Source organism: Micromonospora sp. WMMD1155 (genome assembly GCF_029581275.1).
Classification (GTDB): domain Bacteria; phylum Actinomycetota; class Actinomycetes; order Mycobacteriales; family Micromonosporaceae; genus Micromonospora.
Map to the genome: position 1 here is coordinate 4556003 of NZ_CP120742.1, position 24099 is coordinate 4580101.

General features: G+C 72.5%; 21 protein-coding genes and 1 pseudogene. 19 read left to right on the plus strand and 3 right to left on the minus strand.

The window, feature by feature from the left end; translation table 11 throughout:
* Positions 1 to 231: 231 nt before the first annotated feature.
* The 3 genes from O7617_RS21050 to O7617_RS21060 are packed head-to-tail and all read right to left on the minus strand — an operon-like array spanning position 232 to position 2868.
* Entirely contained in the window at positions 232 to 915 is a 684-nt protein-coding gene (locus O7617_RS21050; protein WP_282257574.1) for a VTT domain-containing protein, read from the minus strand.
* On the minus strand, positions 912 to 1631 hold the full coding sequence (locus O7617_RS21055) for a glutamine amidotransferase (RefSeq protein ID WP_282257576.1): 720 nt from the start codon (positions 1629 to 1631) through the stop codon (positions 912 to 914). Before O7617_RS21055 ends, O7617_RS21050 begins: the two co-directional genes overlap by 4 nt.
* Entirely contained in the window at positions 1621 to 2868 is a 1248-nt protein-coding gene (locus O7617_RS21060) for a MurT ligase domain-containing protein (protein WP_282264818.1), read from the minus strand. The genes O7617_RS21055 and O7617_RS21060 overlap by 11 nt, the downstream gene beginning before the upstream one ends.
* A 355-nt stretch (positions 2869 to 3223) precedes the next feature.
* Here O7617_RS21060 and mraZ point away from each other — a divergent pair, with 355 nt between their 5' ends.
* The 19 genes and pseudogenes from mraZ (at position 3224) to O7617_RS21155 (ending at position 24076) form a co-directional block, all read left to right on the plus strand.
* Positions 3224 to 3655 carry a division/cell wall cluster transcriptional repressor MraZ gene (mraZ, locus tag O7617_RS21065; RefSeq protein ID WP_030488958.1) on the plus strand — a complete coding sequence of 144 codons (432 nt, stop codon included), beginning with the start codon at positions 3224 to 3226 and terminating at the stop codon, positions 3653 to 3655.
* Between the two features lie 205 nt (positions 3656 to 3860).
* A pseudogene (gene rsmH / locus O7617_RS21070) lies at positions 3861 to 4970 on the plus strand (16S rRNA (cytosine(1402)-N(4))-methyltransferase RsmH).
* The gene (locus tag O7617_RS21075) at positions 4960 to 5562 is read left to right on the plus strand and encodes a hypothetical protein (RefSeq protein ID WP_282257578.1); all 603 of its coding nucleotides are present in this window, start codon (positions 4960 to 4962) and stop codon (positions 5560 to 5562) included. The pseudogene rsmH and the gene O7617_RS21075 overlap by 11 nt, the downstream one beginning before the upstream one ends.
* A 3-nt stretch (positions 5563 to 5565) precedes the next feature.
* Positions 5566 to 7773 (plus strand): penicillin-binding transpeptidase domain-containing protein, encoded by a 2208-nt coding sequence (locus O7617_RS21080; RefSeq protein ID WP_282257579.1) that lies wholly within the window; start codon positions 5566 to 5568, stop codon positions 7771 to 7773.
* A gap of 52 nt (positions 7774 to 7825) precedes the next feature.
* Positions 7826 to 9388 carry a UDP-N-acetylmuramoyl-L-alanyl-D-glutamate--2,6-diaminopimelate ligase gene (locus tag O7617_RS21085; RefSeq protein WP_282257580.1) on the plus strand — a complete coding sequence of 521 codons (1563 nt, stop codon included), beginning with the start codon at positions 7826 to 7828 and terminating at the stop codon, positions 9386 to 9388.
* Positions 9385 to 10785, plus strand: a complete 1401-nt coding sequence (gene murF / locus O7617_RS21090; protein WP_282257581.1) for a UDP-N-acetylmuramoyl-tripeptide--D-alanyl-D-alanine ligase — start codon at positions 9385 to 9387, stop codon at positions 10783 to 10785. Before O7617_RS21085 ends, murF begins: the two co-directional genes overlap by 4 nt.
* Entirely contained in the window at positions 10782 to 11906 is a 1125-nt protein-coding gene (mraY, locus tag O7617_RS21095; RefSeq protein ID WP_282257582.1) for a phospho-N-acetylmuramoyl-pentapeptide-transferase, read from the plus strand. Before murF ends, mraY begins: the two co-directional genes overlap by 4 nt.
* Before the next feature lie 376 nt (positions 11907 to 12282).
* Positions 12283 to 13728 (plus strand): putative peptidoglycan glycosyltransferase FtsW, encoded by a 1446-nt coding sequence (locus O7617_RS21100; RefSeq protein ID WP_282264819.1) that lies wholly within the window; start codon positions 12283 to 12285, stop codon positions 13726 to 13728.
* A complete protein-coding gene (murG, locus tag O7617_RS21105; RefSeq protein ID WP_282257585.1) occupies positions 13728 to 14834 on the plus strand; it encodes an undecaprenyldiphospho-muramoylpentapeptide beta-N-acetylglucosaminyltransferase in 1107 nt (368 codons plus the stop codon). The genes O7617_RS21100 and murG overlap by 1 nt, the downstream gene beginning before the upstream one ends.
* Positions 14831 to 16387: a UDP-N-acetylmuramate--L-alanine ligase gene (gene murC / locus O7617_RS21110; protein WP_282257587.1), complete on the plus strand. Its 1557-nt coding sequence runs from the start codon at positions 14831 to 14833 to the stop codon at positions 16385 to 16387. Before murG ends, murC begins: the two co-directional genes overlap by 4 nt.
* Positions 16384 to 17202, plus strand: coding sequence for an FtsQ-type POTRA domain-containing protein (locus O7617_RS21115; protein WP_282257588.1), 819 nt, complete (start codon positions 16384 to 16386; stop codon positions 17200 to 17202). Before murC ends, O7617_RS21115 begins: the two co-directional genes overlap by 4 nt.
* A gap of 246 nt (positions 17203 to 17448) precedes the next feature.
* Positions 17449 to 18564, plus strand: a complete 1116-nt coding sequence (ftsZ, locus tag O7617_RS21120; RefSeq protein ID WP_282257589.1) for a cell division protein FtsZ — start codon at positions 17449 to 17451, stop codon at positions 18562 to 18564.
* Between the two features lie 9 nt (positions 18565 to 18573).
* Positions 18574 to 19317, plus strand: a complete 744-nt coding sequence (locus tag O7617_RS21125; RefSeq protein WP_282257590.1) for a YggS family pyridoxal phosphate-dependent enzyme — start codon at positions 18574 to 18576, stop codon at positions 19315 to 19317.
* Positions 19318 to 19507: 190 nt separating this feature from the next.
* The gene (sepF, locus tag O7617_RS21130) at positions 19508 to 20200 is read left to right on the plus strand and encodes a cell division protein SepF (RefSeq protein WP_282257591.1); all 693 of its coding nucleotides are present in this window, start codon (positions 19508 to 19510) and stop codon (positions 20198 to 20200) included.
* A 30-nt stretch (positions 20201 to 20230) separates the two neighbouring features.
* Positions 20231 to 20536, plus strand: a complete 306-nt coding sequence (locus O7617_RS21135) for a YggT family protein (protein ID WP_030334503.1) — start codon at positions 20231 to 20233, stop codon at positions 20534 to 20536.
* Between the two features lie 44 nt (positions 20537 to 20580).
* Positions 20581 to 21387: a DivIVA domain-containing protein gene (locus tag O7617_RS21140; RefSeq protein WP_088988417.1), complete on the plus strand. Its 807-nt coding sequence runs from the start codon at positions 20581 to 20583 to the stop codon at positions 21385 to 21387.
* Between the two features lie 80 nt (positions 21388 to 21467).
* Positions 21468 to 22238: a hypothetical protein gene (locus tag O7617_RS21145; RefSeq protein WP_282257595.1), complete on the plus strand. Its 771-nt coding sequence runs from the start codon at positions 21468 to 21470 to the stop codon at positions 22236 to 22238.
* 10 nt (positions 22239 to 22248) lie between these two features.
* A complete protein-coding gene (locus tag O7617_RS21150; protein ID WP_282257597.1) occupies positions 22249 to 22554 on the plus strand; it encodes a DUF167 domain-containing protein in 306 nt (101 codons plus the stop codon).
* A gap of 22 nt (positions 22555 to 22576) precedes the next feature.
* Positions 22577 to 24076 (plus strand): potassium/proton antiporter, encoded by a 1500-nt coding sequence (locus O7617_RS21155; RefSeq protein WP_282257598.1) that lies wholly within the window; start codon positions 22577 to 22579, stop codon positions 24074 to 24076.
* The last annotated feature ends 23 nt before the right edge of the window (positions 24077 to 24099 follow it).

The window sequence follows — 24099 nt, forward strand, 5'->3', positions numbered from 1 at the left end:
GGCTCTCCCGCCCTCCGCAGGGAGGCAGCAACATCTCCGATGTTGCTGCCTCCCGCACGCCGCAAGCAGCAACATCCCCGATGTTGTGACGATCTTGGGCGCGGGGCGCGGGGCGCGGGGCGCGGGGCGCGGGGCGCGGGGCGCGGGGCGCGGGGCGCGGGGCCGTGAGGGCGCGAGGCTCGGGGCGCGAGGGCGTGAGGCGCGGGGGTTTCCGTGCGGTTCGGTGCCGGGTCAGACCGGCATCCGTCGTCGGCGGCGTTCGGCGCGCCACCACTGGTGGACGAGCACCACGCTGGCGATCAGGCCGAGGCTGGCCGGGGCGGCGGCGTACCAGTTGATCTGGCCGGGTGAGCTGACCGCCGCGCCGATCGCCGCATAGCCGAACGCGGTCGGCGCGGACGCGATCACGCTGCCGGCCAGGAACGGCAGCACCCGGGCACCGGTCGTGCCGTAGCCGTAGCTGACCAGACCGAAGCCGGCGATCGGCAGCAGTCGGACGGTGACCACACCGAACACGCTCTGCCGGGCGAACCAACCGTCGAGGCGGGCCAGGCGACCACGGACCCGTTCGGCCACGAACTCCCGGCCGAGCAGGCGACCGACTGTGAACCCGATCGCGGCGGCCACCAACGCGGCGCCCAGGGCGTACGCGGCGCCTTCCAGCGGGCCGAAGATCGCGCCGGCGGCGAGCGTGATGAAGGTCCGGGGGACCAGCGCGACGAGCAGCAGCGCACCCCCGAGGATCGCCGCCACCGGGGCGAAATCGCCCAGCTTGTCGGCCAGCAGCGGAAGGTGCTCCGGATCCGGCCGGGGGACCAGGAGCAGCAGCAGCCCGCAACCGCCGATCAGGAGCACGAGCAGGGCGAACCGGACGGCCGACGGCTGCCGGAGCAGCCGTCGGACGGCGCGGATCATGCCCGGGCGGCGGCCACTGCGGAGCGGCGCTCGTTGCGGAGCCGGTCCGACCAGGTGTCGTCGAGCGGCGGGAGCTGGTGCGCGCCGGTGGCCCATCGCAGCAGCAGGTCGGCGAGCGCCGGGTTGCGGGCGAGCGCCGGGCCGTGCGAGTAGGTGCCCAGCAGCTTGCCGCGCCAGGCGCCCTCGGTGGTGCCGTCGTTGCCGATCCCGGCGGTGATCCGGGCCAGCGGGGAGACCTCGGGGCCGAGGTGGGTGCGGCCACCGTGGTTCTCGAAACCGGTCAGCGGGGGCAGACCCAGCCGGGGGTCGATCTCACCGGCCAGCTCGCCCACGGCCCGGCTCTCGCCCCGGTCGGACTGCAGGTCGAGCAACTCCAGGCCACGGCACTGCACGCCCTTGGCGAAGAAGGAGGTGCCGAGCAACTGGTAACCGGCGCAGACGCCGAACACGACCGAGCCCTGGGCGACCGCCCGGTGCAGACCGCCGTCGGCGATCAGCCGCTGCGCGCCCAGCGCCTGCGGGCCGTCCTCGCCGCCGCCGACCAGGTAGATGTCGGCTGTCGAGGGCAGTTTCTGGTCGGAGCGCACCTCGACCACCTCGACCGGCATGCCGCGTTGGCGGGCTCGGCGGGCGAGGATCAGGGCGTTGCCCCGGTCGCCGTAGGTGGACAGCAGGTCGGGGTAGATCCAGACGATACGCAGGCTCTCAGATGACACGGTCCAACTCCGCTCGGATGTCCTGGAACGCGGTGTAGTTCGCGATGACCTCGAGCCGCCCGGGCGGAACCGACCGGATGGCGTCCTCGAACGTGCGGACGTGCTGGAAGGGCACGTCGTTGACGTCCAGCCGAACCGCCAGGTCGAATGCCCGGTCACCGGTGATCAACACCTGCCGGCCGCGGAGCGGGGCGAAGTCGACGTCGAAGAGCCAGGACGTGTCGAGGCCGTCGGGGTCGCGCGCGTTGATGGAGAGCAGTGTCGGCGCGTTGTCGGCCATGTCGAACGCCTCCAGCCAGCTGGCCGGGTTCTTGGCCAGCAGCAGCCGGATGTTGCGCCCGTCCTTGTCGACCTGCGCGTAGCGGCCGGCGACCGAGGTGACGATGCCGAGGCGGGACACCGCGTCCACCGGACGGACACCGAACTCGGCGGCCACGGCCAGCGCGGTCGCCGCGTTGCCGACGTTGACCTTGCCGGGCAGTTGCAGGGAGACCTTGTGCCAGGCGCCGGTGGGGTCGAGCACCCCCTCGTCCTCGACGACCCACTGCGGCTCCGGTCGGCGCAGCGCGCAACCGGTGCACCACCACTGGTCGCCGGAGCGCGCGATGGTGGAGCCGCACTCCGGGCAGACCCACGAGTCGTCGTGCCAGCGCTGACCGGCGCTGAACCAGGTCACGTGCGGCGGGTTGATGCCGCGGGCGGGGTCGCCCGGCGGCGTGGCGGCCCAGACCACCATCGGGTCGTCGGCGTTGGCCACCACCCGGACGTCGGCGTGCCGGACCAGGGCCGCGCGCCAGAGCTGCGCCATCATGGCGACCTCCTTGGCGCGGTCGAGCTGGTCGCGGGAGAGGTTGAGCAGCGCGACCACGTGCGGCTCGGTCGCCTCCAGCACCTGGGCGAGGTAGTGCTCGTCGACCTCGAGCACCGCGTACGGGGTGCTGCCGGCCTTCGCCAGCGCCGAGGTGTGCCCGGTGGGCATGTTGGCGCCGAACGAGTTGGTGGCGACCCGGCCGAGCACGCCGACCGCGGCGGAGGTCAACCGGGTGGTGGTGGTCTTGCCGTTGGTGCCGGAGACGAGCGCGATCGCACGCCCGGCCGACAGGTGGGCCAGCAGGTCCGGGTCGATCTTCAGGCCGATCCAGCCACCGATCACCGAACCGTCGCCACGGCCGGCCGCCCGCGAGAGCGCCGCGGCGGTCCGTGACACGGAGCTGGCCACCTTGGCCCGTAGGGGCATTTTCGCGTCCGTCACGCGAGCGAGGTTACCGGACCGCCCGCCCCGCCAGATCGCCGCCGACGGTGAACCGTTCGGCCGTGGCGGCTGTGCGGGCGGCCGGTCACGCCTCCACCGGACAGAGTCGATCTATGTCGGAAAGCGGACCACGCCGGGGGACCGCCGCGGCCCTCCACTCCGCTCCACCCCTCGTGACGTGCGGTTTTGCCCTCGGGTGGAGCGCGCCACGCGGGCGAATCTGGTTGCAGGTGGAGGGAAGTGGAGTAGAGTGGGGACCAATGGTGAGGCCGGGAGGGCTCACCGGCCCGGGGGGTCAGCGGCGCCGCGAACGCCGCTCAGGGGCAAGGGGGGTAGGGCCGTGTTTCTCGGCACCCACACTCCACGCCTGGACGAAAAGGGCCGGCTGATCCTTCCGGCCAAGTTCCGAGACGAGCTGGCGGGGGGTGTTGTGGTCACCAAAGGGCAGGAGCGCTGCCTCTACGTCTTCCCCACCCCCGAGTTCCAGCGGATCGCGGAGCAGTTGCGCGCGCAGCCGATGACGCACAAGGCGGCCCGGGCCTACAGCCGGGTCTTCTTCGCCAGCGCGCACGACGAGGTTCCGGACAAACAGGGTCGGGTGACCATTCCAGCCCACCTGCGGGCGTACGCCGCGCTGGACCGCGAGCTGGTGGTGATCGGCGCGAGCACGCGGGTGGAGATCTGGGACAAGGTCGCCTGGGAGACCTACCTCGCCGAGAGCGAAGACGACTTCGCCGACATCGAGGAGGGGGTGCTGCCCGGCGGTCTGTAGGGCGGAACGGCGCCCGACGTACTGCGAGATCTCCAGCCGCTTTCGAGTTCCTGGCATCCCTTCCCCGGTGCCAGGCGCACGATCCAGTCATCGGGTGCGAGTCCGGTGTCCGGCGGGAGCGGATGGGGATCTGGCGGTACGACGGCAGCGCCGTCCGACGACAGGCGCACGAGAAGAACGGACGTTTCAACCAGTGGGGGTCACCATGGGGGAGTTGCGCGGCACGCACGTGCCGGTGCTGCTCGAGCGCTGTCTCGAGCTGTTGGCCCCCGCGCTGGGTCGAGGCGGCCGGACGGTCTACGTCGACGCGACGCTCGGTCTGGCCGGGCACGCCGAGGCGGTGCTGGAGGCGCATCCGGAGACGGTCCTGATCGGGCTCGACCGGGACACCGAGGCGCTCGCCCACGCGCGGGTCCGACTGGCTCGGTTCGCCGATCGGGTGCACCTGGAGCACGCCGTCTACGACGAGCTTCCGGAGGTACTGGACCGGCTGGGCTATCCGGGCATCGACGGGATCCTGTTCGATCTGGGCGTCTCGTCGTTGCAGTTGGACGCGCCCGACCGCGGGTTCGCGTACGCCCAGGACGCGCCACTGGACATGCGGATGGACCAGACCCGGGGGGTGACCGCCGAAGAGGTGGTCAACACCTACGCCCACCCGGACCTGGCCCGGGTGCTGCGGGTCTACGGCGAGGAGAAGTTCGCCGGCCGGATCGCCTCGGCGATCCTGCGGGAGCGGGAACGCGGCCGGATCACCTCCTCCGCGCGGTTGGCGGAGCTGGTTCGGGAGTCGATTCCGGCACCAGCCCGACGAACGGGCGGACACCCGGCAAAGAGAACGTTTCAGGCTTTACGGATCGAGGTAAACAGAGAACTGGCAGCGCTGGAGACAGCGTTGCCATCCGCACTCGACGCACTGACCGTGGGCGGTCGCATGGTGGTCCTGTCCTACCACTCGTTGGAGGACCGGCTCACCAAGGCGGCGCTCGCGGACCGGGTTCGCAGTAAGGGCCCGGTCGACCTCCCGGTCGAGCTTCCCGGGTCGGGTCCGACGTTCCGGCTGCTCAGCCGGGGCGCCGAACTACCCGGGGAGGCGGAGGTCGCCGCGAACCCGCGGGCCGCCTCGGTGCGGCTTCGGGCAGCGGAACGACTCGACCCGAACGCGACGGAGCAGGGGCGGACCGACCGCGAACGGTCTCGCCGACGGGTGAAGGGAATGCACCAACCGGGCACGGGGTCCGCCTGATCCGTGGGGGGTCAGGGGCACCGGGACGGCAGAGGGACGGATGTTGAGGGGGAGGGACATGAGCATTGACAAGCGCGACCGCCGGTACGCCGGCGGCGAGCAGCGCGCACCGCGGTCGGGGGGCCGGACCGCGGCGGAGCGGGCTCCGCGCCTCGGAAACGGTACGCCACGCATCGATCGAGTGAACCGGCAGGGGGAGACTCGCGCCCGGGGGGCGCGCGAGTTCCCCACTCAGGGCACCGCCGCGCTGCGGCCGGTCGAGAAGGCCGGCGCTGCCGGCGGCGCGCGCCCGCCCCGGCTGCGGGTGGCGCCACCACCGCCGGTGTCGGTGCCGCGTGCGCCGTTCGCGGCGCTGATCGTGGTGCTGGTGGTCGGCGGGGTGCTGGGCATCCTGGCGGTCAACACCAAGATCAATGAGAACGCGTTCCGGTTGGAGCGGTTGCAGCAGCAGCAGGCTCGACTGGACCTGGAGAAGCAGCAACTGGACAAGCAGATCGCCGAGGCCGAGGCGCCGGGCAACCTGACCGCCGAGGCGCGGCGGCTGGGCCTGGTGGACGCCGGCGAGCCGGGCTACATCCGGCTGCCGGACGGCAAGACGCTGGAGGTGCCGCAGCCCGCCACCGGCCAGCGGTCGGTGACCAGCCAGGGCACGGGAGGCTGACCGGTGCCACCGAGGTCGGACGAGCCGCGCCGGGACCCGAAGGGGGCCCGGCGCGGTTCTTCGCGTGAGGCCAGGCCCGCCGACGACGAGCCGCGCACCGGTGAGCCCGGGATCGGGGGTATCTCCGGCGCTCGGGCGTACACCCCGAGGGGTCGGACCGTCCGCGAGGACCGCGGCACGGCGGCTCGCGGTGGCGGCGCCGAGCAGCGTCGTACGCCGCGCAGCACCCGCTCCGGCGATCCGTTCCGGCCGGCGTTGCAGGTGCTCGACGGCGGCCGGGCCGCCGCGCGTTCCGGCCGACGCGACGCCCCGGCGGCCGGGCGCGGCGGCGTCGTGCGCACCGTCTCCCCGCGTACCCCGCGTGCTCCGGGTGTGGACGAGCCCGCGCCGCGCCGTCGGACCACGCCACGTGCGCCGCGCCGCGCCGACCGGCCGGTGGCCCGCCGCCCGTCGCGCAAACCTCCGCGCCCGCCGAAGCTGGCCGACTCGCGGCTGCGGCTGCGGCTGGGCACCGCGCTGGCCCTGACGCTGTTCGCCAGCATCGGAATCCGGCTGATCTTCCTTCAGGCGGTCGACGCCCCGGCGTACGCCGGCGGCGGCACCGCCGACCGCACCCGCACTGTCGAGCTACCCGCGCCGCGCGGGGCGATCTACGACACCACCGGCGCGCCGCTGGCCCGCAGCGTCGAGGCGCGGTACGTCTCGGTCGACCCGACAGAGGTCGAGGACCCGCCCGGCACTGCGAAGGCGCTCTCCCCGTTACTCGGCATCCCAGCGTCGAAGCTGGTCGAGCTGATGAAGCCCCGCAAGCTGGAGAACGGCGTCGAGTCGCGGTTCGCGTACCTGGCCCGGGGTGTGGAGATCGCGACCGCCAAGCAGGTGCAGGCGCTCGAACTGCCCGGCATCGGGGTGCACCGCGACGAACGCCGCGACGTGCCCGGCGGCGACCTGGCGGCCAACCTGATCGGCTTCACCAGCCAGGACATGGCCGGGCTGGAGGGTCTCGAGGCCCGCTTCGACGACGTGCTCGCCGGGCAGGACGGCAAGCGGGTGTACGAGGCCGGCCGCCGCGACCTCGCCGCGCCGATCCCGGGCGGCTACAGCCGGACCATCCCCGCGAAGCCGGGCAGCTCGCTGGCCCTCACCATCGACCGTGACCTTCAGTTCCGCACCCAGCAGATCCTCAGCGCGGGCATGGCCCAGGCGCCCGGTGGCACCGGCGCGGCCGTGATCATCGAGATCCCCTCCGGCGCGGTGCTGGCCCAGGCCAGCAATCCCACCTACAGCGCGGCGAAACCGTTGTCGAGCGACCCGGTCGCCCGGGAGGACGCGGCGACGAGTTTCGTCGTCGACCCCGGATCGATCCACAAGGCGATCACCTTCGGCGCGGCGTTGCAGGAGGGCGTCATCACGCCGGACACCACGCTGCCCATCGCCAACGCCATCAAGAAGGGCGACACCTGGTTCCCCGACACCCACCCCGCCGACGGCAAGCGGATGAGCATCCCGGGGATGCTCGCCTACTCGTCGAACGTCGGCACGATCACCATCGCCGACAAGCTCGGCCGGGACCGGTTGATCGACTACCAGAGGCGGTTCGGGCTGGGCAAGCCCACCGGCGAGGGTATGCCGGGGGAGGCCAGCGGGCGGTTGCTGCCGGCCGACGAGTGGAGCGGGTCGTCGTACGGGTCGGTGCCGATCGGGCACAGCGTCGACGCCACTCCGTTGCAGATGGCCGCCGCGTACGCCGCCATCGCCAACAACGGCACGTACGTGCAGCCGCACCTGGTCAAGGAGGTGATCGGCCCGGACGGCAAGCGCACCCCCACACCGGCGCCGGTGACCCGGTCGGTGCTCAGCCCGCAGAACGCGGCGGCGTTGCGCACCATGCTGGAGGCGGTCACCACCGTCGACAACGCCACCGGCCTGGCCGCCGCCGTCCCCGGCTACCGGGTCGCGGGCAAGACCGGCACCGGCTGGCGGCTGGTGGACGGCAAGAAGCAGCCCGGTGAGGTGTCCTCGTTCATCGGGATGGCCCCCGCCGAGAACCCCCGGTACGTCATCGCGGTCTTCGCGTACGCGCCCAAATCCAACGGCGCGGCGATCGCCGGGCCGGCGTTCCGCGACATGATGCAGTTCACTCTGCGTCACTACCGCGTGCCGCCGTCCACCGGCGGTTCCGCACCCAAGTTCACTGTCTATCCGCGCTGAGCAGCGACGGCGGGACATCATCGGTGAGTGCCGACGAACCACCGGGGCGGCTGTGCGGCCGGAACCGGACGACCGGGTAGGGTCTGACGCCGTGCCCGGCAATCCACGTCCACGTACCGTGACCGGAGTCCGGCTCGGTGATCTTGCCGTCCGACTCGCCGTCGACCTCCCGGCGGACGCCGCCGCGGTGCTCGTCACCGGGGCCACCCACGCCAGCGGCGAGGTCCACCCCGGCGACCTGTACGCGGCCCTGCCCGGTGCCCGTCGGCACGGCGCGGAGTTCGCCGCCGGTGCCGCCGAAGCGGGTGCCGTGGCAGTGCTGACCGACCCGGCGGGTGCGGAGACGGCCGCCGGCAGCGGTCTGCCGGTCCTGGTGGTGCCCGACCCGCGTGCCGTTCTCGGCGAGCTGGCCTCGGCCGTGTACGGGGACCCGACCGCCGACCTGACCGTCATCGGGATCACCGGCACCGCCGGGAAGACGTCCACCGCGTACCTGGTCGAGTCGGGGCTGCGGGCCGCCGGCCACACCACCGGGCTGATCGGCACGGTGGAGACGCGCCTCGGTGACCTGGTGATCGACAGCGTGCGTACCACCCCGGAGGCGACCGACCTGCACGCCATGCTGGCCACCGCCCGCGAGCGGGGGGTGACGGCGGTGGTCATGGAGGTCTCCAGCCACGCGCTGGCCATGGGCCGGGTGGGTGGTGTGCGGTTCGCCGTCGGCGGCTACACCAACTTCGGCTCCGACCACCTGGACTTCCACGCCGACAGCGACGACTACTTCGCCGCCAAGGCCCAGCTCTTCGACGGGCGGTGCGCGGTCGAGGTGCTCAACCACGACGACCCCGCCCTCAAGTCGCTGTACAAGCCGGCCACCGTCACCTACTCGGCGGCCGGCGACCAGGGCGCGACCTGGTGGGCCGACGGCGTGAGCGGCGAGGGGTACGCCCAGCGGTTCACCGCGCACGGCCCGGACGGCGTGGTCCTGTCCGGCGGGGTGGCGTTGCCCGGGCGGCACAACGTGGCGAACGCGCTGCTGGCGATCGCCGCGCTGGTCGGCGCCGGGGTGGCCCCGCAGACCGCGGCGGACGGCGTGGCCGCCTGCGGTGGCGTGCCGGGTCGCCTGCAACTGGTCGACGTCACCGCCCCGGTACGCGGCGTCGTCGACTACGCACACAAGTCGGACGCGATAGTGGCCGCGCTGGCCGCGCTGCGGGAGCTGAGCGCCGGTCGGCTGATCTGTGTGATCGGCGCCGGCGGGGACCGGGACCGGGGCAAGCGGCCGGTGATGGGCGCCGCCGCGGCGGAGGGAGCCGACGTGGTGCTGGTGACCGACGACAACCCGCGTACCGAGGACCCGGCGGAGATCCGCGCCGAGGTACTCGCCGGGGCGTACCGGGCCGCCACCGCCGCCCGGATCGTGGAGGTGGCGGGCCGCCGCGCCGCGATCGACGAGGCGGTCCGGTTGGCCGAGCCGGGTGACGTGATCGCGCTGCTCGGCAAGGGGCACGAGCGGGGCCAGGAGGTGGCGGGCGAGGTGTTCCCGTTCGACGACAGCATCGAGTTGGCCGCCGCGCTGCGGGCCCGCTTCGAGGACCCGGCGGGTCAGCGATGATCGCGTTGAGCCTGGCCGAGGTGGCCGCCGCCGTCGAGGGGCGGCTCGTCGCCGCCGACCCGGCCGCCACCGTCACCGGCAGCGTCGAGTTCGACTCGCGCAAGGTGGGTCCGGGGTCGCTCTTCGTGGCATTCCCCGGGGAGAAGGTCGACGGGCACGACTACGCGGCGACGGCGATCGAGGCCGGCGCGGTGGCGGTGCTGGGCAGCCGCGAGGTGCCCGGGGTGCCGATGGTGCTGGTCGACGACGCGCTGACCGCGATGGGCCGGTTGGCCCGCGCCGCGGTGGACCGGCTCCCCGACCTGACCGTGGTCGGTGTGACCGGCTCCTCCGGCAAGACCACCACCAAGGACCTGATCGGCCAGCTCACCGCCCGGCTCGGGGCCACGGTGGCGCCGCCCGGCTCGTTCAACAACGAACTGGGTCACCCGTACACCGCCCTGCAGGCCGGACCGAACACCCGCTACCTGGTGATGGAGAAGGGCGCCCGCGGGATCGGGCACGTGCGCTACCTGTGCGAGCTGGTGCCGCCGCGGATCTCCGTGGTGCTCAACGTCGGCACGTCGCACATCGGCGAATTCGGTTCGCAGGACAACATCGCGCTGGCCAAGGGCGAGCTGGTCGAGGCCCTGCCGGCCGACGGACTGGCCGTGCTGAACGCCGACGACCCCCGGGTGGCCGCGATGGCGAGCCGCACCGAGGCCCGGGTGGTCCGCTACGGCGAGGCGTCGGACGCCGACGTACGCGCCGAGGACGTCACGTTGGACGAGCGGGGGCACCCGTCGTACACCCTGGTCACCCCGGAGGGGCGCGTGCCGGTGCGGCTCGGTCTGACCGGCCGCCACCAGGTCGGTAACACGCTCGCCGCGGCGGCGGTCGCCCGGGAGCTGGGCATGCCGCTGGCGGAGCTGGCCACGGCCCTCGGTGAGCTGGGCCTGGTCTCGACCCGGCGGATGGACGTCTTCGACCGGCCCGACGGGGTGACGGTCATCGACGACTCGTACAACGCCAACCCGGCCTCGATGGCGGTGGCGGTGCGGGCGCTGGCCGGCATCGGCCAGGGGCGGCGTACCGTCGCGGTGCTCGGTTACATGGCCGAGCTGGGCCCGTTCGAGCGGGACGGCCACGCCGAGGTCGGTCGACTCGCCGCCGAACTGGGTGTCGACCGGCTCCTCGTGGTGGGTGAGCCGGCTGCGCCGATCCACGAAGGCGCGACAGCGGTAGCGAACTGGGGAGGAGAGTCGGTGCTGCTCACCGATCAGGCAGCGGCCGTCGAGGTGCTGCGGAGCGAACTACGACCGGGTGACGTCGTCCTGGTCAAGGGCTCCCGGTATCGGACCTGGGAGGTGGCCGACGCCCTGCGCGCCGACGCCGCCGCCGGGGAGGCCGGCCGATGAGGGCGGTCATCGTCGCCGTCGGGGTGGCCTTCATCGTCTCGCTCTTCTGCACCCCGATCGCGATCAAGGTGTTCACCCGGCTGAAGGCCGGCCAGCCGATCCGGGCCGAGGGCCCGGCCATGCACCAGGGCAAGAAGGGCACGCCGACGATGGGCGGCGTGGTCTTCATCCTGGCCACGGTCATCGCGTACGTGGCCGGGCACCTGGCGCTGACCACCCTGCCGGACGCCCAGATCGCCCAGGTGGAGCCGACCATCACGGCGTTGGTGCTGCTGGGGCTGATGGTCTTCTCCGGCGCGGTGGGCTTCATCGACGACTTCCTCAAGGTGCGCAAGCGCAACAGCGCCGGCCTCAACAAGCGGGGCAAGCTGCTCGGCCAGATCCTGGTCGGCGCGGTCTTCGGGGTGATCGCGCTGTGGTTCCCGAGCACGATGACCGACGCCACGGGTAGGGCGACGAACACCGAGACCGTGGGCAGCACCACGCTGAGCTTCATCCGGGACATCGACTTCCTGGAGGTCAGCAAGGTCGGCGCGGTGATCATCTTCATCTTCGTGGTGATGGCCGCGACGAACGGCGTGAACCTCACCGACGGTCTGGACGGTCTGGCCACCGGCGCGTCGGTCATGGTGCTCGCCGCGTACGCGCTTATCGCGTTCTGGCAGTACCGGCACTGGTGCGCCGACCCGAGCTACACCCAGCCGTACTGCTACGAGGTCCGCGACCCGCTGGAGATCGCGCTGATAGCCGGGGCGGCGGCCGGGGCCTGTGTGGGCTTCCTGTGGTGGAACACGTCCCCGGCGCGGATCTTCATGGGTGACACCGGAGCGTTGGGGCTGGGCGGCCTGATCGCCGGCATGGCGATGTCCACCCGCACCATCCTGCTGCTGCCGATCATCGGTGGGCTCTTCGTGATCATCACGATGTCCGTGGTGATCCAGATCATCTCCTTCAAGACCACCGGCAAACGGGTCTTCCGGATGTCTCCGCTTCAGCACCACTTCGAGTTGGCCGGCTGGAGCGAGGTCAACATCGTGGTGCGTTTCTGGATCATCGCGGGAATCGGCGTGGCCATCGCCCTGGGCCTGTTCTACAGCGAGTTCCTGGCCAACATGACCTGACCCGCACCCCGGCCTCCCGCCGATCCCCGACCCTCGGCCCCGCCCCGGACGCCCCGGCGCCCGGGGCTGCGCCTGCCCAAGATCCGCGCAACGTCGGCGACGTTGCTGTCTCGGCGTGCTCTGAGGCGGCAATTTCCCCGATGTCGTGCGGATCTTCGCGGTCCGACACGCCGGGGGTCTCGTTGTGGGCTCGCCGGGCGTGGCTAGCGGTGATGATGTCGGGGTGGGGGAGGAACCAGGCACCGACGACAGGACAACCAACCGACCGCGACGGTCAGCGGCCTCGGCACGTACCGCGGAGGCCGGGGCGCCGCCGGACGACGCCCGCGGCCCGGAACCGGGCGGGGCGCCACGCACGGCGGAACCGCCACCGGCGGTGCCGCTGCGCGGGCTGGACGGGGCCGCCGGGCTCGCCGCGTTGCGCGGCCTGCTGGACCGGCCGCTCGCCTCCTACTACCTGCTGCTGTCCTGTGCCGGCCTGCTGCTGCTGATCGGGTTGACCATGGTCTTCTCGGCGACCAGCGTGAAGGACTACGCCGAGGACGGCAACGCCTCGGCGTCGGTGACCAAGCAGGCCATCTTCGCGGTGATCGGCATCGGGGCGTTCTGGGCCTGCCAACGGCTGCCCGCCAGCACCTACCGGTCGCTGGGCCGGCCGCTGCTGTTCGCCTCGATCGGGCTGTTGCTCCTGCTCAACCTGCTGCTCGCCTACGCCCGGCTGACCCACCAGGACTCCGCCCGGATCGGCCCGATCGAGGCGCGGCTGCTCTGGCTGTTCATCGGCGGAATCCAGGTGCAGCCCTCGGAGCTGGCCAAGTTCGCGCTGGTGTTGTGGGGCGCGCACCTGATCGCCCGCAAGGGTGCCGCGTTGGGTTGGTGGCGGGAGTTGGCCACCCCGCTCTTCCCGGTGATGGGCCTGCTCTTCGTGCTTGTCGGTTACAACGACGTCGGCACGATGCTCTGCCTGCTCGCCCTGGTGGTGGGGCTGCTCTGGGCCGCCGGCGTCCGGATGCGGGTCTTCGGCGTGCTGACCGTGGTCGGGCTGCTCGGTGTCGGCCTGCTCGTCGCGGTGGCCTCGCTCGGTGCCGGCTCCGGCGAGCGCGGCGCGGACAACTACCGCCTCGCCCGGCTGGCCATGTTCTTCAGCCCGCCGGACCCGGAGACCTGCAAGCTCGACGGGTGCCTCCAGTTCTACCAGGGGCGGCTGGCCATCGAGCACGGCGGCTGGTTCGGCGTCGGGTTGGGCAAGGGCAGCCTGAAGTGGGACTGGCTGCCCGAGGCGCACAACGACTTCATCTTCGCGATCATCGCCGAGGAGTTGGGCGTGATCGGCTGTGCGGTGGTGCTCGCCCTGTTCGCCGTCCTCGCGTACACCGGGTTGCGGATCGCCCGCCGGGTCGACGACCCGTTCCGGCGGCTCGCCGCCGCCGCGGTGACCACCTGGCTGGTCAGCCAAGCCGTGATCAACATCGGTGGGGTGGTCGGGCTGCTGCCGATCACCGGCCTGCCGCTGCCGTTCATCTCCGACGGCGGAAGTGCCCTGGTGGTGACGTTGGCGGGCATCGGCATGCTGGCGTCCTTCGCCCGCGCCGAACCCGATGCGGCCAGAGCACTGCATGCCCGTCCGCCGGCCCGGTGGGTCCGACTACTCTGGGCCCCGTTGCCGCCGCTTCCCGGCCGGCGCCGCCGACCGGCGACGCCACCGGCGGCCCGAGGGCCCGTGCCCCGGTCGCGGGAGCGACGGAAGGACGACCAGGCCGCACCGCGCGGTGTCCGGCAGGGCCGGAGCCGTCAGGGTACGGCGAGCGAGAGGAGACGCTGATGGGTCCGCTGCGTTCGGTGGTGCTCGCGGGAGGTGGCACCGGGGGGCACGTCTACCCGCTGCTCGCCTTCGCCGACTGCCTGCGCCGACACGACCCGGGCGTCCGGATCACCTGCCTCGGCACACCACGCGGCATGGAGAACGACCTGATCCCGCCACAGGGCTACGATCTGCGGCCGATCCCGGCGTACCAGCTGCCCCGGTCGGTCAACATGAACCTGGTCCGTACCCCGGGCCGGATGTGGACCGCGGCGCGCGCCGCGGGCAAGGTGATCGACGAGGTGAAGGCCGACGTGGTCGTCGGCTTCGGCGGGTACGTCTCGGTGCCGGCCTACCTGGCCGCCTGGCGTCGGGAGATGCCCATGGTGATCCACGAGGTGAACGTGCCGCCGGGCGTGGCCAACCGGCTCGGAATGAAGTTCACCAAGAACGTCGCCGTCGGCTTCCCGCACCAGCCGAGCCAGGCCGAGTCGCTGCGCGACGCCACCATCGTCGGGGTGCCGCTGCGCCGCAGCATCGCCGCACTGGACCGGTACGCGCTTCGCAACGCCGCCCGCGCCCACTTCGGGCTCCGCCCGGACCTGCCGGTGCTCTTCGTCTCCGGCGGCTCGTCGGGCGCCCGCTCGATCAACCTGGCGGTGTCCGGGGCGGCCAAGGAGTTGGCCCGCAACGGCGTGCAGGTGCTGCACGTGATGGGCGCCCGCAACGAGCCGGTGCCGATCCCCACCGACCTGCCCGTGCCGTACGTGACCCTGCCGTACCTGTCCGAGATGGAGCTGGGCTACGCCGCGGCCGACCTGATGCTGGCCCGGGGCGGCGCGATGACCGTCGCCGAGGTCTCCGCGATCGGGCTGCCGACGATCTACGTGCCGTACCCGCACAGCAACCAGGAGCAGCGGCGCAACGCCCTGCCCGTGGTGGAGGCCGGCGGCGGGATCCTGGTCGACGACGCCGAACTCACCCCGGACTGGCTGGAGCGCACCGTCATCCCGCTCATCCGCGACCCGCAGCGGTTGCAGGGGATGGGCGCCGCCGCGGCGAGGTACGGGCGACGGGACGGTGACGAGGCGCTGCGCTCCTTCGTGCTGCAGGCGGTGGCTCGATGACCGCGCAGTTCACCCCGGCCGGCACGCTCACCGCCGAGGATCTGGGCACGGTCCATCTGATCGGGGTCGGTGGGGTGGGCATGCTCGGCGTGGCCCGGCTGCTGCTCACCCGGGGCATCCGGGTGTCCGGCAGCGATCTGCGGGAGTGGCCCTCGCTCGCCGGGCTGCGGGCGCTCGGCGGCACCATCTACCTCAGCCACGAGACGACCAACCTCGACGGCGTCGACACCGTCGTCTACTCCTCGGCCATCCCGCAGGACCACCTGGAGCTGGTCGAGGCGCGTCGGCGCGGCCTGCGGGTGCTGCACCGCTCCGAGGCGTTGGCCGCGGCGATGACCGGTCGCCGGGCGATCGCGGTGGCCGGCACGCACGGGAAGACCACCACCACGTCGATGGTGACGATGGTGTTGCAGCAGGCCGGGGTGGACCCGTCCTTCGTGATCGGCGGCGAGATCTCCGAGGTCGGCTCGGGCGCCCACCACGGCACCGGCGAGCACTTCGTGGTCGAGGCGGACGAGAGCGACCGCTCGTTCCTGATCTACCGCCCGTACGTCTCGATCATCACCAACGTCGAGGCGGACCACCTGAACACCTACGGCGACTACGCGACGCTGGAGGCGGCGTTCGTCGAGTTCGCGCGCCTCACCGACCCGGCCGGGTTCATCATCACCTGCGCCGACGACGCGGGCGGTCGACGGCTGGCCGAGAGCCTTCGCGCCGAGGGGCGGCGGGTGTTCACCTACGGCGAGGCCGCCGACGCCGACCTGCGGTTGACCGAGATCTCCTCCTCGGCGCGTGGGGTGCGCTACCTGGCCGCCATCGACGGCCGGTCGCTGGGCGAGTTCCGGCTGCCGGTGCCGGGGCGGCACATGGGGCTCAACAGCGCCTCCGCGGTGCTGGCCGCGTACCTCCTGGAGTTGCCCCTGGAGGCGGCGGAGGCCGCGCTGGCGGTCTTTCCCGGGGTGCGACGGCGCTTCGAGCGCAAGGGTGTCGCGGACGGCGTGCTGGTCTACGACGAGTACGCCTACCATCCGACGTCGATGACGCTGGCGTTGCAGACGCTGCGCGAGGTGGCCGGGGACGGGCGGTTGATCGTCGTCTTCCAGCCGTACCGGCTGTACCGCACCCGCGACAACCAGGCGGAGATCGCGGAGGCCCTCGCCATCGCCGACGAGGTGGTCCTGCTGGAGGTCTTCGGGCCGGGCGAGCTGCGCCAGCCCGGCGAGGGCTCGGCGGCGCTGATCGCGGCGGTGGACCTGCCCGCCGACCGCAAGGTCTTCGTCGACTCGTGGGAGGCCGCGCCGGTCGAGGTGGCCCGTCGGGCCCGCCCGGGGGACGTGGTGGTGACCATGGGTGCCCCGCCGATCTCGCTGATGGGCGACGAGTTGCTGGCCGCGCTGGGGGAGCGGCCGGCCGGCTCCGCGACGGTCGACCCGGTGGGCGCCGCCCCGGTGCTCGGTGATCCGGTGCCGGGTGGGGCCACGGCCGGCGGCGACGGTGCGGCCCTCGGTGGCACCGCCGCCCCCGGCGGCACTGCGCCCACGGCCGGATGAGTCCCGGGCCGGCCCGAGGGCGGACCAGCGCCGGCGACGGCGGCGTACCGCGCCGTGGTCCGGCCCGGCGTTGGCAACTCGTCCGGGCCGGTCGGGACGCCGTTCCGCCCTCGACCCGCCGGTTCATGGCCCGGGCCCGGCAGCGCCGGATGCGCGCCGCACTGCCCTGGGCGGTGGCCGCCGGGGTGCTGGCGCTGGCCGGGCTGGTCGCCTGGACGGTGCTCGGCACCGGGCTGTTCGGTGTGCGGGAGGTACGGGTCGAGGGTGCCGATCTGGTGACCCCGGTGCAGGTTCACGACGCGGTGGCGGTGCCGGACGGGGTGCCGCTGGCCCGGGTGGACCTGGCCGCCGCCGCCCGTCGCGTCGGCGCGCTGGCCCCGGTGGAGCGGGCCACCGTGTCCCGGGACTGGCCCGGCACGCTCGTGGTGCGGGTGACCGAGCGGACTCCGGTGGCGGCGGTGCCGCAGGGGCAGGGGTTCGCCCTGATCGACCGCAGCGGGGTGGCGTTCCGCACGGTGGATCGACGACCCGCCGAGTTGCCCCAGGTGACGGTGGGCCGGCCGGCCGCCGACGACCCGGGCACCCGCGCCGGGCTGGAGGTGCTCGTGGCGTTGACCCCGCAGCTGCGCGCCGAGGTGGTGGACGTGAACGTGGAAGGGTTGGCCCGGATCACCCTGCGGCTGAAGGGGGACCGGACGGTGGTCTGGGGCGACGCGACGCGGGGCACCGACAAGGCGCGGGTGGCCACCGCGCTGCTCGACCAGGACGCCGATCGGATCGACGTGAGCGCGCCGGACGTGGTGACCTTCCGGTGAACCGGGAAGCGCGTGACGCCGTGACCCGTTGCGCTCCGCCCGGCGACACGCCGGGCGGGTCCTTGGCTCATGGCGTGGTGGCGCTTACGTTGCCCCGAAGAGGTTCAGTGGTTGACATAACTGTAAGCCTCTAGTAGAGGGTGAGGGTTCACCCCTGATCCTCGCTGGTGACAGCTGTCGTCGGCCGCTGGTCTGGCCACGCCGTACCCGGTCGGCCGAAGCCAATCTCGAAGGAAAGGACCGGAGATGACACCTCCGCACAACTACCTGGCGGTCATCAAGGTCGTCGGCATCGGGGGCGGCGGCGTCAACGCCGTCAACCGGATGATCGAGGTTGGGCTCAAGGGCGTCGAGTTCATCGCGATCAACACCGATGCGCAGGCGCTGCTGATGAGTGACGCCGACGTGAAGCTCGACGTCGGCCGGGAGTTGACCCGCGGCCTGGGCGCCGGGGCCAACCCGGACGTCGGCAAGAACGCCGCCGAGGACCACCGCGACGAGATCGAGGAGGTGCTCAAGGGCGCCGACATGGTCTTCGTGACCTGCGGTGAGGGCGGCGGCACCGGCACCGGTGGCGCGCCCGTGGTGGCCAACATCGCGCGCAAGCTCGGCGCGCTGACGATCGGTGTGGTGACCCGCCCGTTCTCCTTCGAGGGCAAGCGCCGTCAGGTGCAGGCCGAGTCGGGGATAGACGAACTCCGCAACCAGTGCGACACGCTGATCGTGATCCCGAACGACCGGCTGCTGGCCCTGGGCGACCGCAACATCAGCATGATGGACGCGTTCCGCACGGCCGACCAGGTGCTGCTCTCCGGTGTGCAGGGCATCACCGACCTGATCACCACCCCGGGTCTGATCAACCTGGACTTCGCCGACGTCAAGAGCGTGATGAGCGGCGCCGGCAGCGCGTTGATGGGCATCGGCAGCGCCCGCGGTGAGAACCGCGCGGTGGAGGCGGCCGAGGCGGCCATCTCCAGCCCGCTGCTGGAGCAGAGCATGGACGGCGCGCGCGGCGTGCTGCTCTCCATCGCCGGCGGTTCCGACCTCGGCCTGTTCGAGATCAACGACGCCGCCCAGCTGGTCACCGACGCGGCCCACCCGGACGCCAACATCATCTTCGGTGCGGTGATCGACGACGCGCTCGGCGACGAGGTGCGGGTGACGGTCATCGCGGCGGGCTTCGACGGCGGTACGCCCGCGTACAAGGCGGCCGAGCCGACCCGCAAGACCAACACCAACCAGCCGGCGCCGCAGAGCACGCCGGTGTCGGCACCGGCGACCAATCCGGCTCCGGCGCAGTCGCCGCGCCGCGTGCTCTTCGACGACGTGGACGTTCCCGACTTCCTCAAGAACGGTTCCTGAGCAGCGCCGATGACCGACAGCTCAGCCACGGTGCGGCCGGAACGGCACGCCGAGATCGCGGCCGGCCTCACTCAGGTGCGGTCCCGGATCGCCGACGCCTGCGCGCTGGCCGGACGGGACCGCGCCGACGTCACGATGATCGCGGTGACCAAGACCTACCCGGCCGGCGACGTGTTGGCGTTGGCCGGGCTCGGGGTGACCGACATGGGGGAGAACCGCGACCAGGAGGCGGCCGTCAAGGCCGCCGAGGTGGCGGCGGCCGGGGTGCGTCCCCGGTGGCATTTCATCGGTCAGTTGCAGCGCAACAAGGCCCGCTCGGTGGTCCGGTACGCCGACGTGGTGCACTCCGTCGACAGTGTCCGGCTGGCCCGGGCGTTGGCCACCGCGACCGCCGACCGGGAGTCGCCGCTCGACGTCCTGGTCCAGGTGAGCATCGACGGCGACGCGGCCCGGGGCGGGGCGTTGCCCGGGTCGGCCGATCCGGGCGCCGGGCTGGAGCCGGTGGCCGAGGCGGTGGCCGACGCGTCCGGGCTGCGTCTGGTCGGCCTCATGGCGGTCGCACCGCTGGGTTGGGAACCGGAGCGGGCATTCGCCGGCCTCGCCGAGGTTGCCGACGTGTTTCGGCGCATCCACCCGGGAGCGACAGAGCTGTCCGCGGGGATGAGTGGCGATTTCGAGGTCGCGATCCGATATGGCGCGACACATGTCCGCGTCGGTAGCGCGTTGCTCGGAATGCGTTCCACGCTGCGGTAGCCTGACCGCGAGACATGCAAATTACATCAGTGTTGTTTCAGAGGCGGCGTCTCCTGGTCGGGGGTCGTGGCGCGCGACGCGAATCGCGCGCCGGGGGATTGCCGTCTCGGTCCGATGGGCATGGTTGTCCACTCGCGACGGGCGACATGGCACGGGGGCGCGTGCCGCACGGCGGACGGAAGGGCGCGGGATGGGTGCACTGCGCAAGGCGGGGGTCTGGCTCGGTCTGGTCGAGGAAGACGACGAGCGGGCCTACGACGACGGTGGCTACGACAAGGGTGGCTACCGCGAGTCGCGTTACCGGCAGAGCCGGTACGCCGAGGAGTTCGCCGACGAGGACGAGGACGACACCGAGGAGCCGCCTGCTCCCCGGCCGCGGGTCAGCGAGCGGGGGCGGCTCTCCGAGCGCACGAGCGCGCGGTTGGGTGAGTCCGAGCGTGGTGACGGCGAGCGTCCGGAGCGGATCGAGCGGTCCAGCGTCCGGTCGATCACCCGGTCGTCGGCCGGTGAGACCTCCGGCGCGCTGACCTACCACACCCGCGACAACCTGGCCCTCGCGCCGCAGGTCACGGCACGTGAGCGGGCGTTGCCCGAGGAGGAGCAGCGGTACCAGATCACGACGCTGCACCCGACCACCTACCGCGAGGCGCGCACGATCGGTGAGCACTTCCGCGACGGGGTTCCGGTGATCATCAATCTCACCGAGATGGATGAGGCCGATGCCCGCCGTCTGGTGGACTTCGCCGCCGGTCTGGCGTTCGGCCTGCGCGGTACGATCGAGCGCGTGACCAATCGGGTGTTCCTGCTCTCACCGGCTAATGTCCAGGTCACCGCTGAGGACAAGGCCAAGATCGCTGAGGGCGGTTTTTTCAGCCTGAGTTGACCCCGCCCGACCCGAGGGACGTCGCTGACCGTGTTGTCGATCTTACTGCAAGTGCTGTACCTGATCCTTTATGTCTTCCTGCTCCTTCTCCTGTCCCGGTTCGTGTTGAGCGCCGTCCTGCAGTACGGCCGGCGCTGGCAACCGGGGCGCGGCGCATCGGCAGGATTGGAATCCGTGTGGAGCGTCACTGATCCCCCTCTCAACGCGTTGAGGCGTGTGATCCCTCCGCTGCGAATTGGTACCGTGAGCATCGACCTGGCCTCCCTTGTGCTCCTGGTTATCCTGTTCGTGCTGATGGAGTTCGTGTTAGGGCCGTCGATCAGGGCATCTGCCTGATGACCGACGCGCTTTCGCGGCCGCAACTGACCCGAGGAGTTTCGATGCCGCTGACCCCGGCCGACGTCCACAACGTCGCCTTCAAAAAGCCGCCGATCGGCAAGCGGGGGTATGACGAGGAAGAGGTCGACGCCTTCCTCGACGAGGTCGAGCGCGAGCTCGCCCGTCTCATCGAGGAGAACAACGAGCTGCGCGCCCAGGTGGAGCGCGGCGGCCGTGGCGGCGCCCCCGCGGGCCCCGGCGGCGACGCCCGACTGGCGGCGGAGCTCAACGACGTCAAGGCCCAGCTGGACCGGGTGCAGCGCGACAAGTCGGCGGCCGAGCAGGCCGCCCGCGCGATGCAGGCCGAGCTGGAGCAGGTCCGCACGACCGGCGGCCCCGCAGGGGTCACCGGTGACGGCGAGCAGCAGGCCCTGCGCGTGCTGATGATGGCTCAGCGCACCGCCGACGACCACGTGTCCGACGCCCGCCGCGAGGCCGACAGCCTGCTGTCCGAGGCTCGCAGCAAGGCCGAGGAGGTGACCCGGGAGGCACGCGCGAAGGCTGACGCCCTCGAGCGGGACGCCCGCCAGCGGCACCAGGAGGCCATGGGCGGCCTGGACGCCAAGCGCACCGCCCTGCAGAAGCACATCGAGGAGCTCAAGCAGTTCGAGCGTGAGTACCGCACCCGGCTCAAGGCGTACCTGGAGAGCCAGCTGCGGGACCTCGACGGTCGCGGCCAGGGCCTCGAAGCCGAGATGACCCGCTCCGAAGCCGGCCGGGTCGCCGGCGGCAACGGGCTGGCCGCCGCGGGCCTCGCCGGTTCGTACGGTGGCGGCGGGCGCTCCGGCGCCCTCGAAGCCGGACGCTGAGCACCGGCCGGCGATCGGTCTCCGACAATGGTGACGGTCGCCGGCCCCGCCTTGGCGGTACGACGCGGCGGGGGTGAGCCGTGATAGTCGCAAGTCTCCTGCTCATCCTCGTCGCGGTGGTCCTCCTGGTGCTCGGCCTGGCCGGTGGGTCCAGCTTCCTGCTGATCATTTCAATCGCGGCCAGTCTGCTGGCCGCCGTGGCGTTGGTGGTGGGCGCCCGCCAGGCAGCCGCCAACCGCGCGACGGTGGATCCCGATCGGACCAGCCGGCGACACCCCGACGGACCCCGCACGGCCAGCCAGGCCACGGGTTCCGCGTACGGGCCGCCGCTGGCCGAGCCGGAGGTGCCGGTCCAGCACGTGCCCACGACGGTCGGTACCGGCGGCACCGGGTGGCGGCAACCACCCGAGCCGCCGGTCGACGATGAGCCGCCGTTCGGCTCCCGGGCCGACGATGCCGCGCCGTTCGACGACGCCGCGCCGTTCGGCTCCCGGGCCGACGCTGCGCCGTTCGTGACGACGGCCGACGGCGTGTCCGCTCCCGCCCGGCCGGTCAGTCCCGCGTCGCCGTCCGCGACATCGACCGACGGCGCCCTCCACGACGGCCGCCCGGTGTCCGACGAGCCGGCGGAGCAGTCGGTCACCCCCGCCGAGGCGGCCCGGGTGGCGCGACTCCCCGACGCCGTGCAGGTGGTCGACGGTCACCCCCGCTACCACCTCGCCAGCTGCCGCTACCTCGCCGACCGGGTGCCCGAGGAGCTGCCGGTCGCCGAGGCCGTCGAACTCGGTTTCACCCCCTGCGCGCACTGCGCGCCGGCCACCGCCCTGCTCGCCGACGTCCGGCCGATCTGAAGCGGCGCCGGTGCCCGCGCAGGAGACGCTCACCGTCGCGGTACGGGTGAAGCCAGGCGCCTCCCGGGGCCGGGTGGGTGGGCGCTTCGACGGTCCACACGGGCCGGCCCTGGTGATCGCCGTGCACGACCCAGCCGTCGACGGGCGGGCGACCGAGGCGGCCCGCCGGGCGTTGGCAGCCGCCCTGGGGCTTCGGCCGGCCGCGGTGTCGCTGCGCGCCGGCGCGGCCAGCCGGGACAAGCTCTTCCTCGTCGACCGGCCCACGCCGGAGCTGCCCGCGCTGCTGCGCCGACTGCGCGACGGATCCGCCGAGTGAGGAACGCCCAGGCCAGGCAGCCGTGACACCCGGGTTGGACATCGCGCTGCTGCTCGGTGCGGCCGTGCTGCTGGTAGCCGTCGGTGCGGTGCGGCTGTCCACCCGCCTCGGCGTGCCCAGCCTCCTCGTCTACCTGGCGCTGGGCGTGGCGATCGGCGAGGGCGGGCTGGGCATCCGCTTCGACGACGTCGAGCTGACCCGGGCGCTCGGCTTCTGCGCTCTGATCGTGATCATCGCCGAGGGTGGTCTCACCGCCCGGTGGACCACGCTACGGCCGGTGCTCGGGCTGGCCTCGGCGCTCTCCACGGTCGGCGTGATCGTGAGCATCGTGGTGGTCGGTGTCGCCGTACACCTTCTGTTGGGGTTGGACTGGCGGTTGGCGTTGCTCTACGGGGCCGTGCTGTCGTCTACCGACGCGGCGGCCGTCTTCGCCACCCTGCGCCGGCTGCGGTTGCCGCCCCGGCTGGTGGCCACCCTGGAGGCCGAGTCGGGCATGAACGACGCCCCGGTGGTGCTGCTGGTGGTGCTGCTGTCTCACGAGGGCTGGGCGCATCCGTGGTGGTATGAGGCCGGGTTGGTCTGCTACGAGCTGGGCGTGGGCGCGGCGGTGGGCGTGGGCGCCGGTGTGGCGGGCACCTGGGCGCTGCGTCGGGCGGCGTTGCCGTCGGCCGGTCTCTATCCGATCGCCGCGGTGGGCATCACCGTGTTGGCGTACGCCGCCGGAGCGGTGCTGCACGCCTCGGGTTTCCTCGCCGTCTACGTGGCCGGGGTGCTGCTGGGTAACGCCCGGTTGTCGCACCGGCAGGCGATCCTGGGTTTCGCGGACGGGCTCGCGTGGCTCGCCCAGATCGGGCTGTTCGTGCTGCTCGGGTTGCTGGCCTCACCGGGTCGGCTGGCCTCGGCGGTGCTGCCCGCGGTGGTCGCGGGGCTGGCCCTGGTGCTGCTGGCTAGGCCGTTGTCGGTGGCCGTCTCGGCGTTGCCGTTCCGGGTCGGCCTCCGCGAACAGGCGTTCCTGTCCTGGGCGGGGCTGCGCGGGGCGGTGCCGATCGTGCTGGCCACCATTCCGCTCTCCGAGCGGGTGCCCGGTGCGGAGCGTCTCTTCGACGTGGTCTTCGTGCTGGTGGTGATCTTCACGCTGGTGCAGGCCGGGGCCCTGGGGCCGTTCGCCCGTCGGTTGGGGGTGACCGCGCCGACCGAGGCCGCCGAGATCCACGTGGAGACCGCCCCGCTGGAGCGGATGCGCGCGGACCTGCTCCAGGTGGAGGTGCCGCCGGGCTCGCGGTTGGCCGGCGTGCACGTCGACGAACTGCGGCTGCCGTTGGGTGCGTCGGTGACGTTGGTGCTGCGCGACGGGGTCGGTTTCGTGCCCGCGCCGGACACCCGTCTGAAGACCGGCGACAGCCTGTTGATCGTGGCGACCGCCGGGGTGCGGGACGCCGCCGAACGGAGGTTGCGGGCGGTCAGTCGGCGGGGTCGGTTGGCCCGGTGGTTTGGCGAACACGGTGATGAGGTGCCTGGTTGATCTGCTAGCGTTCCCTTTGCCCC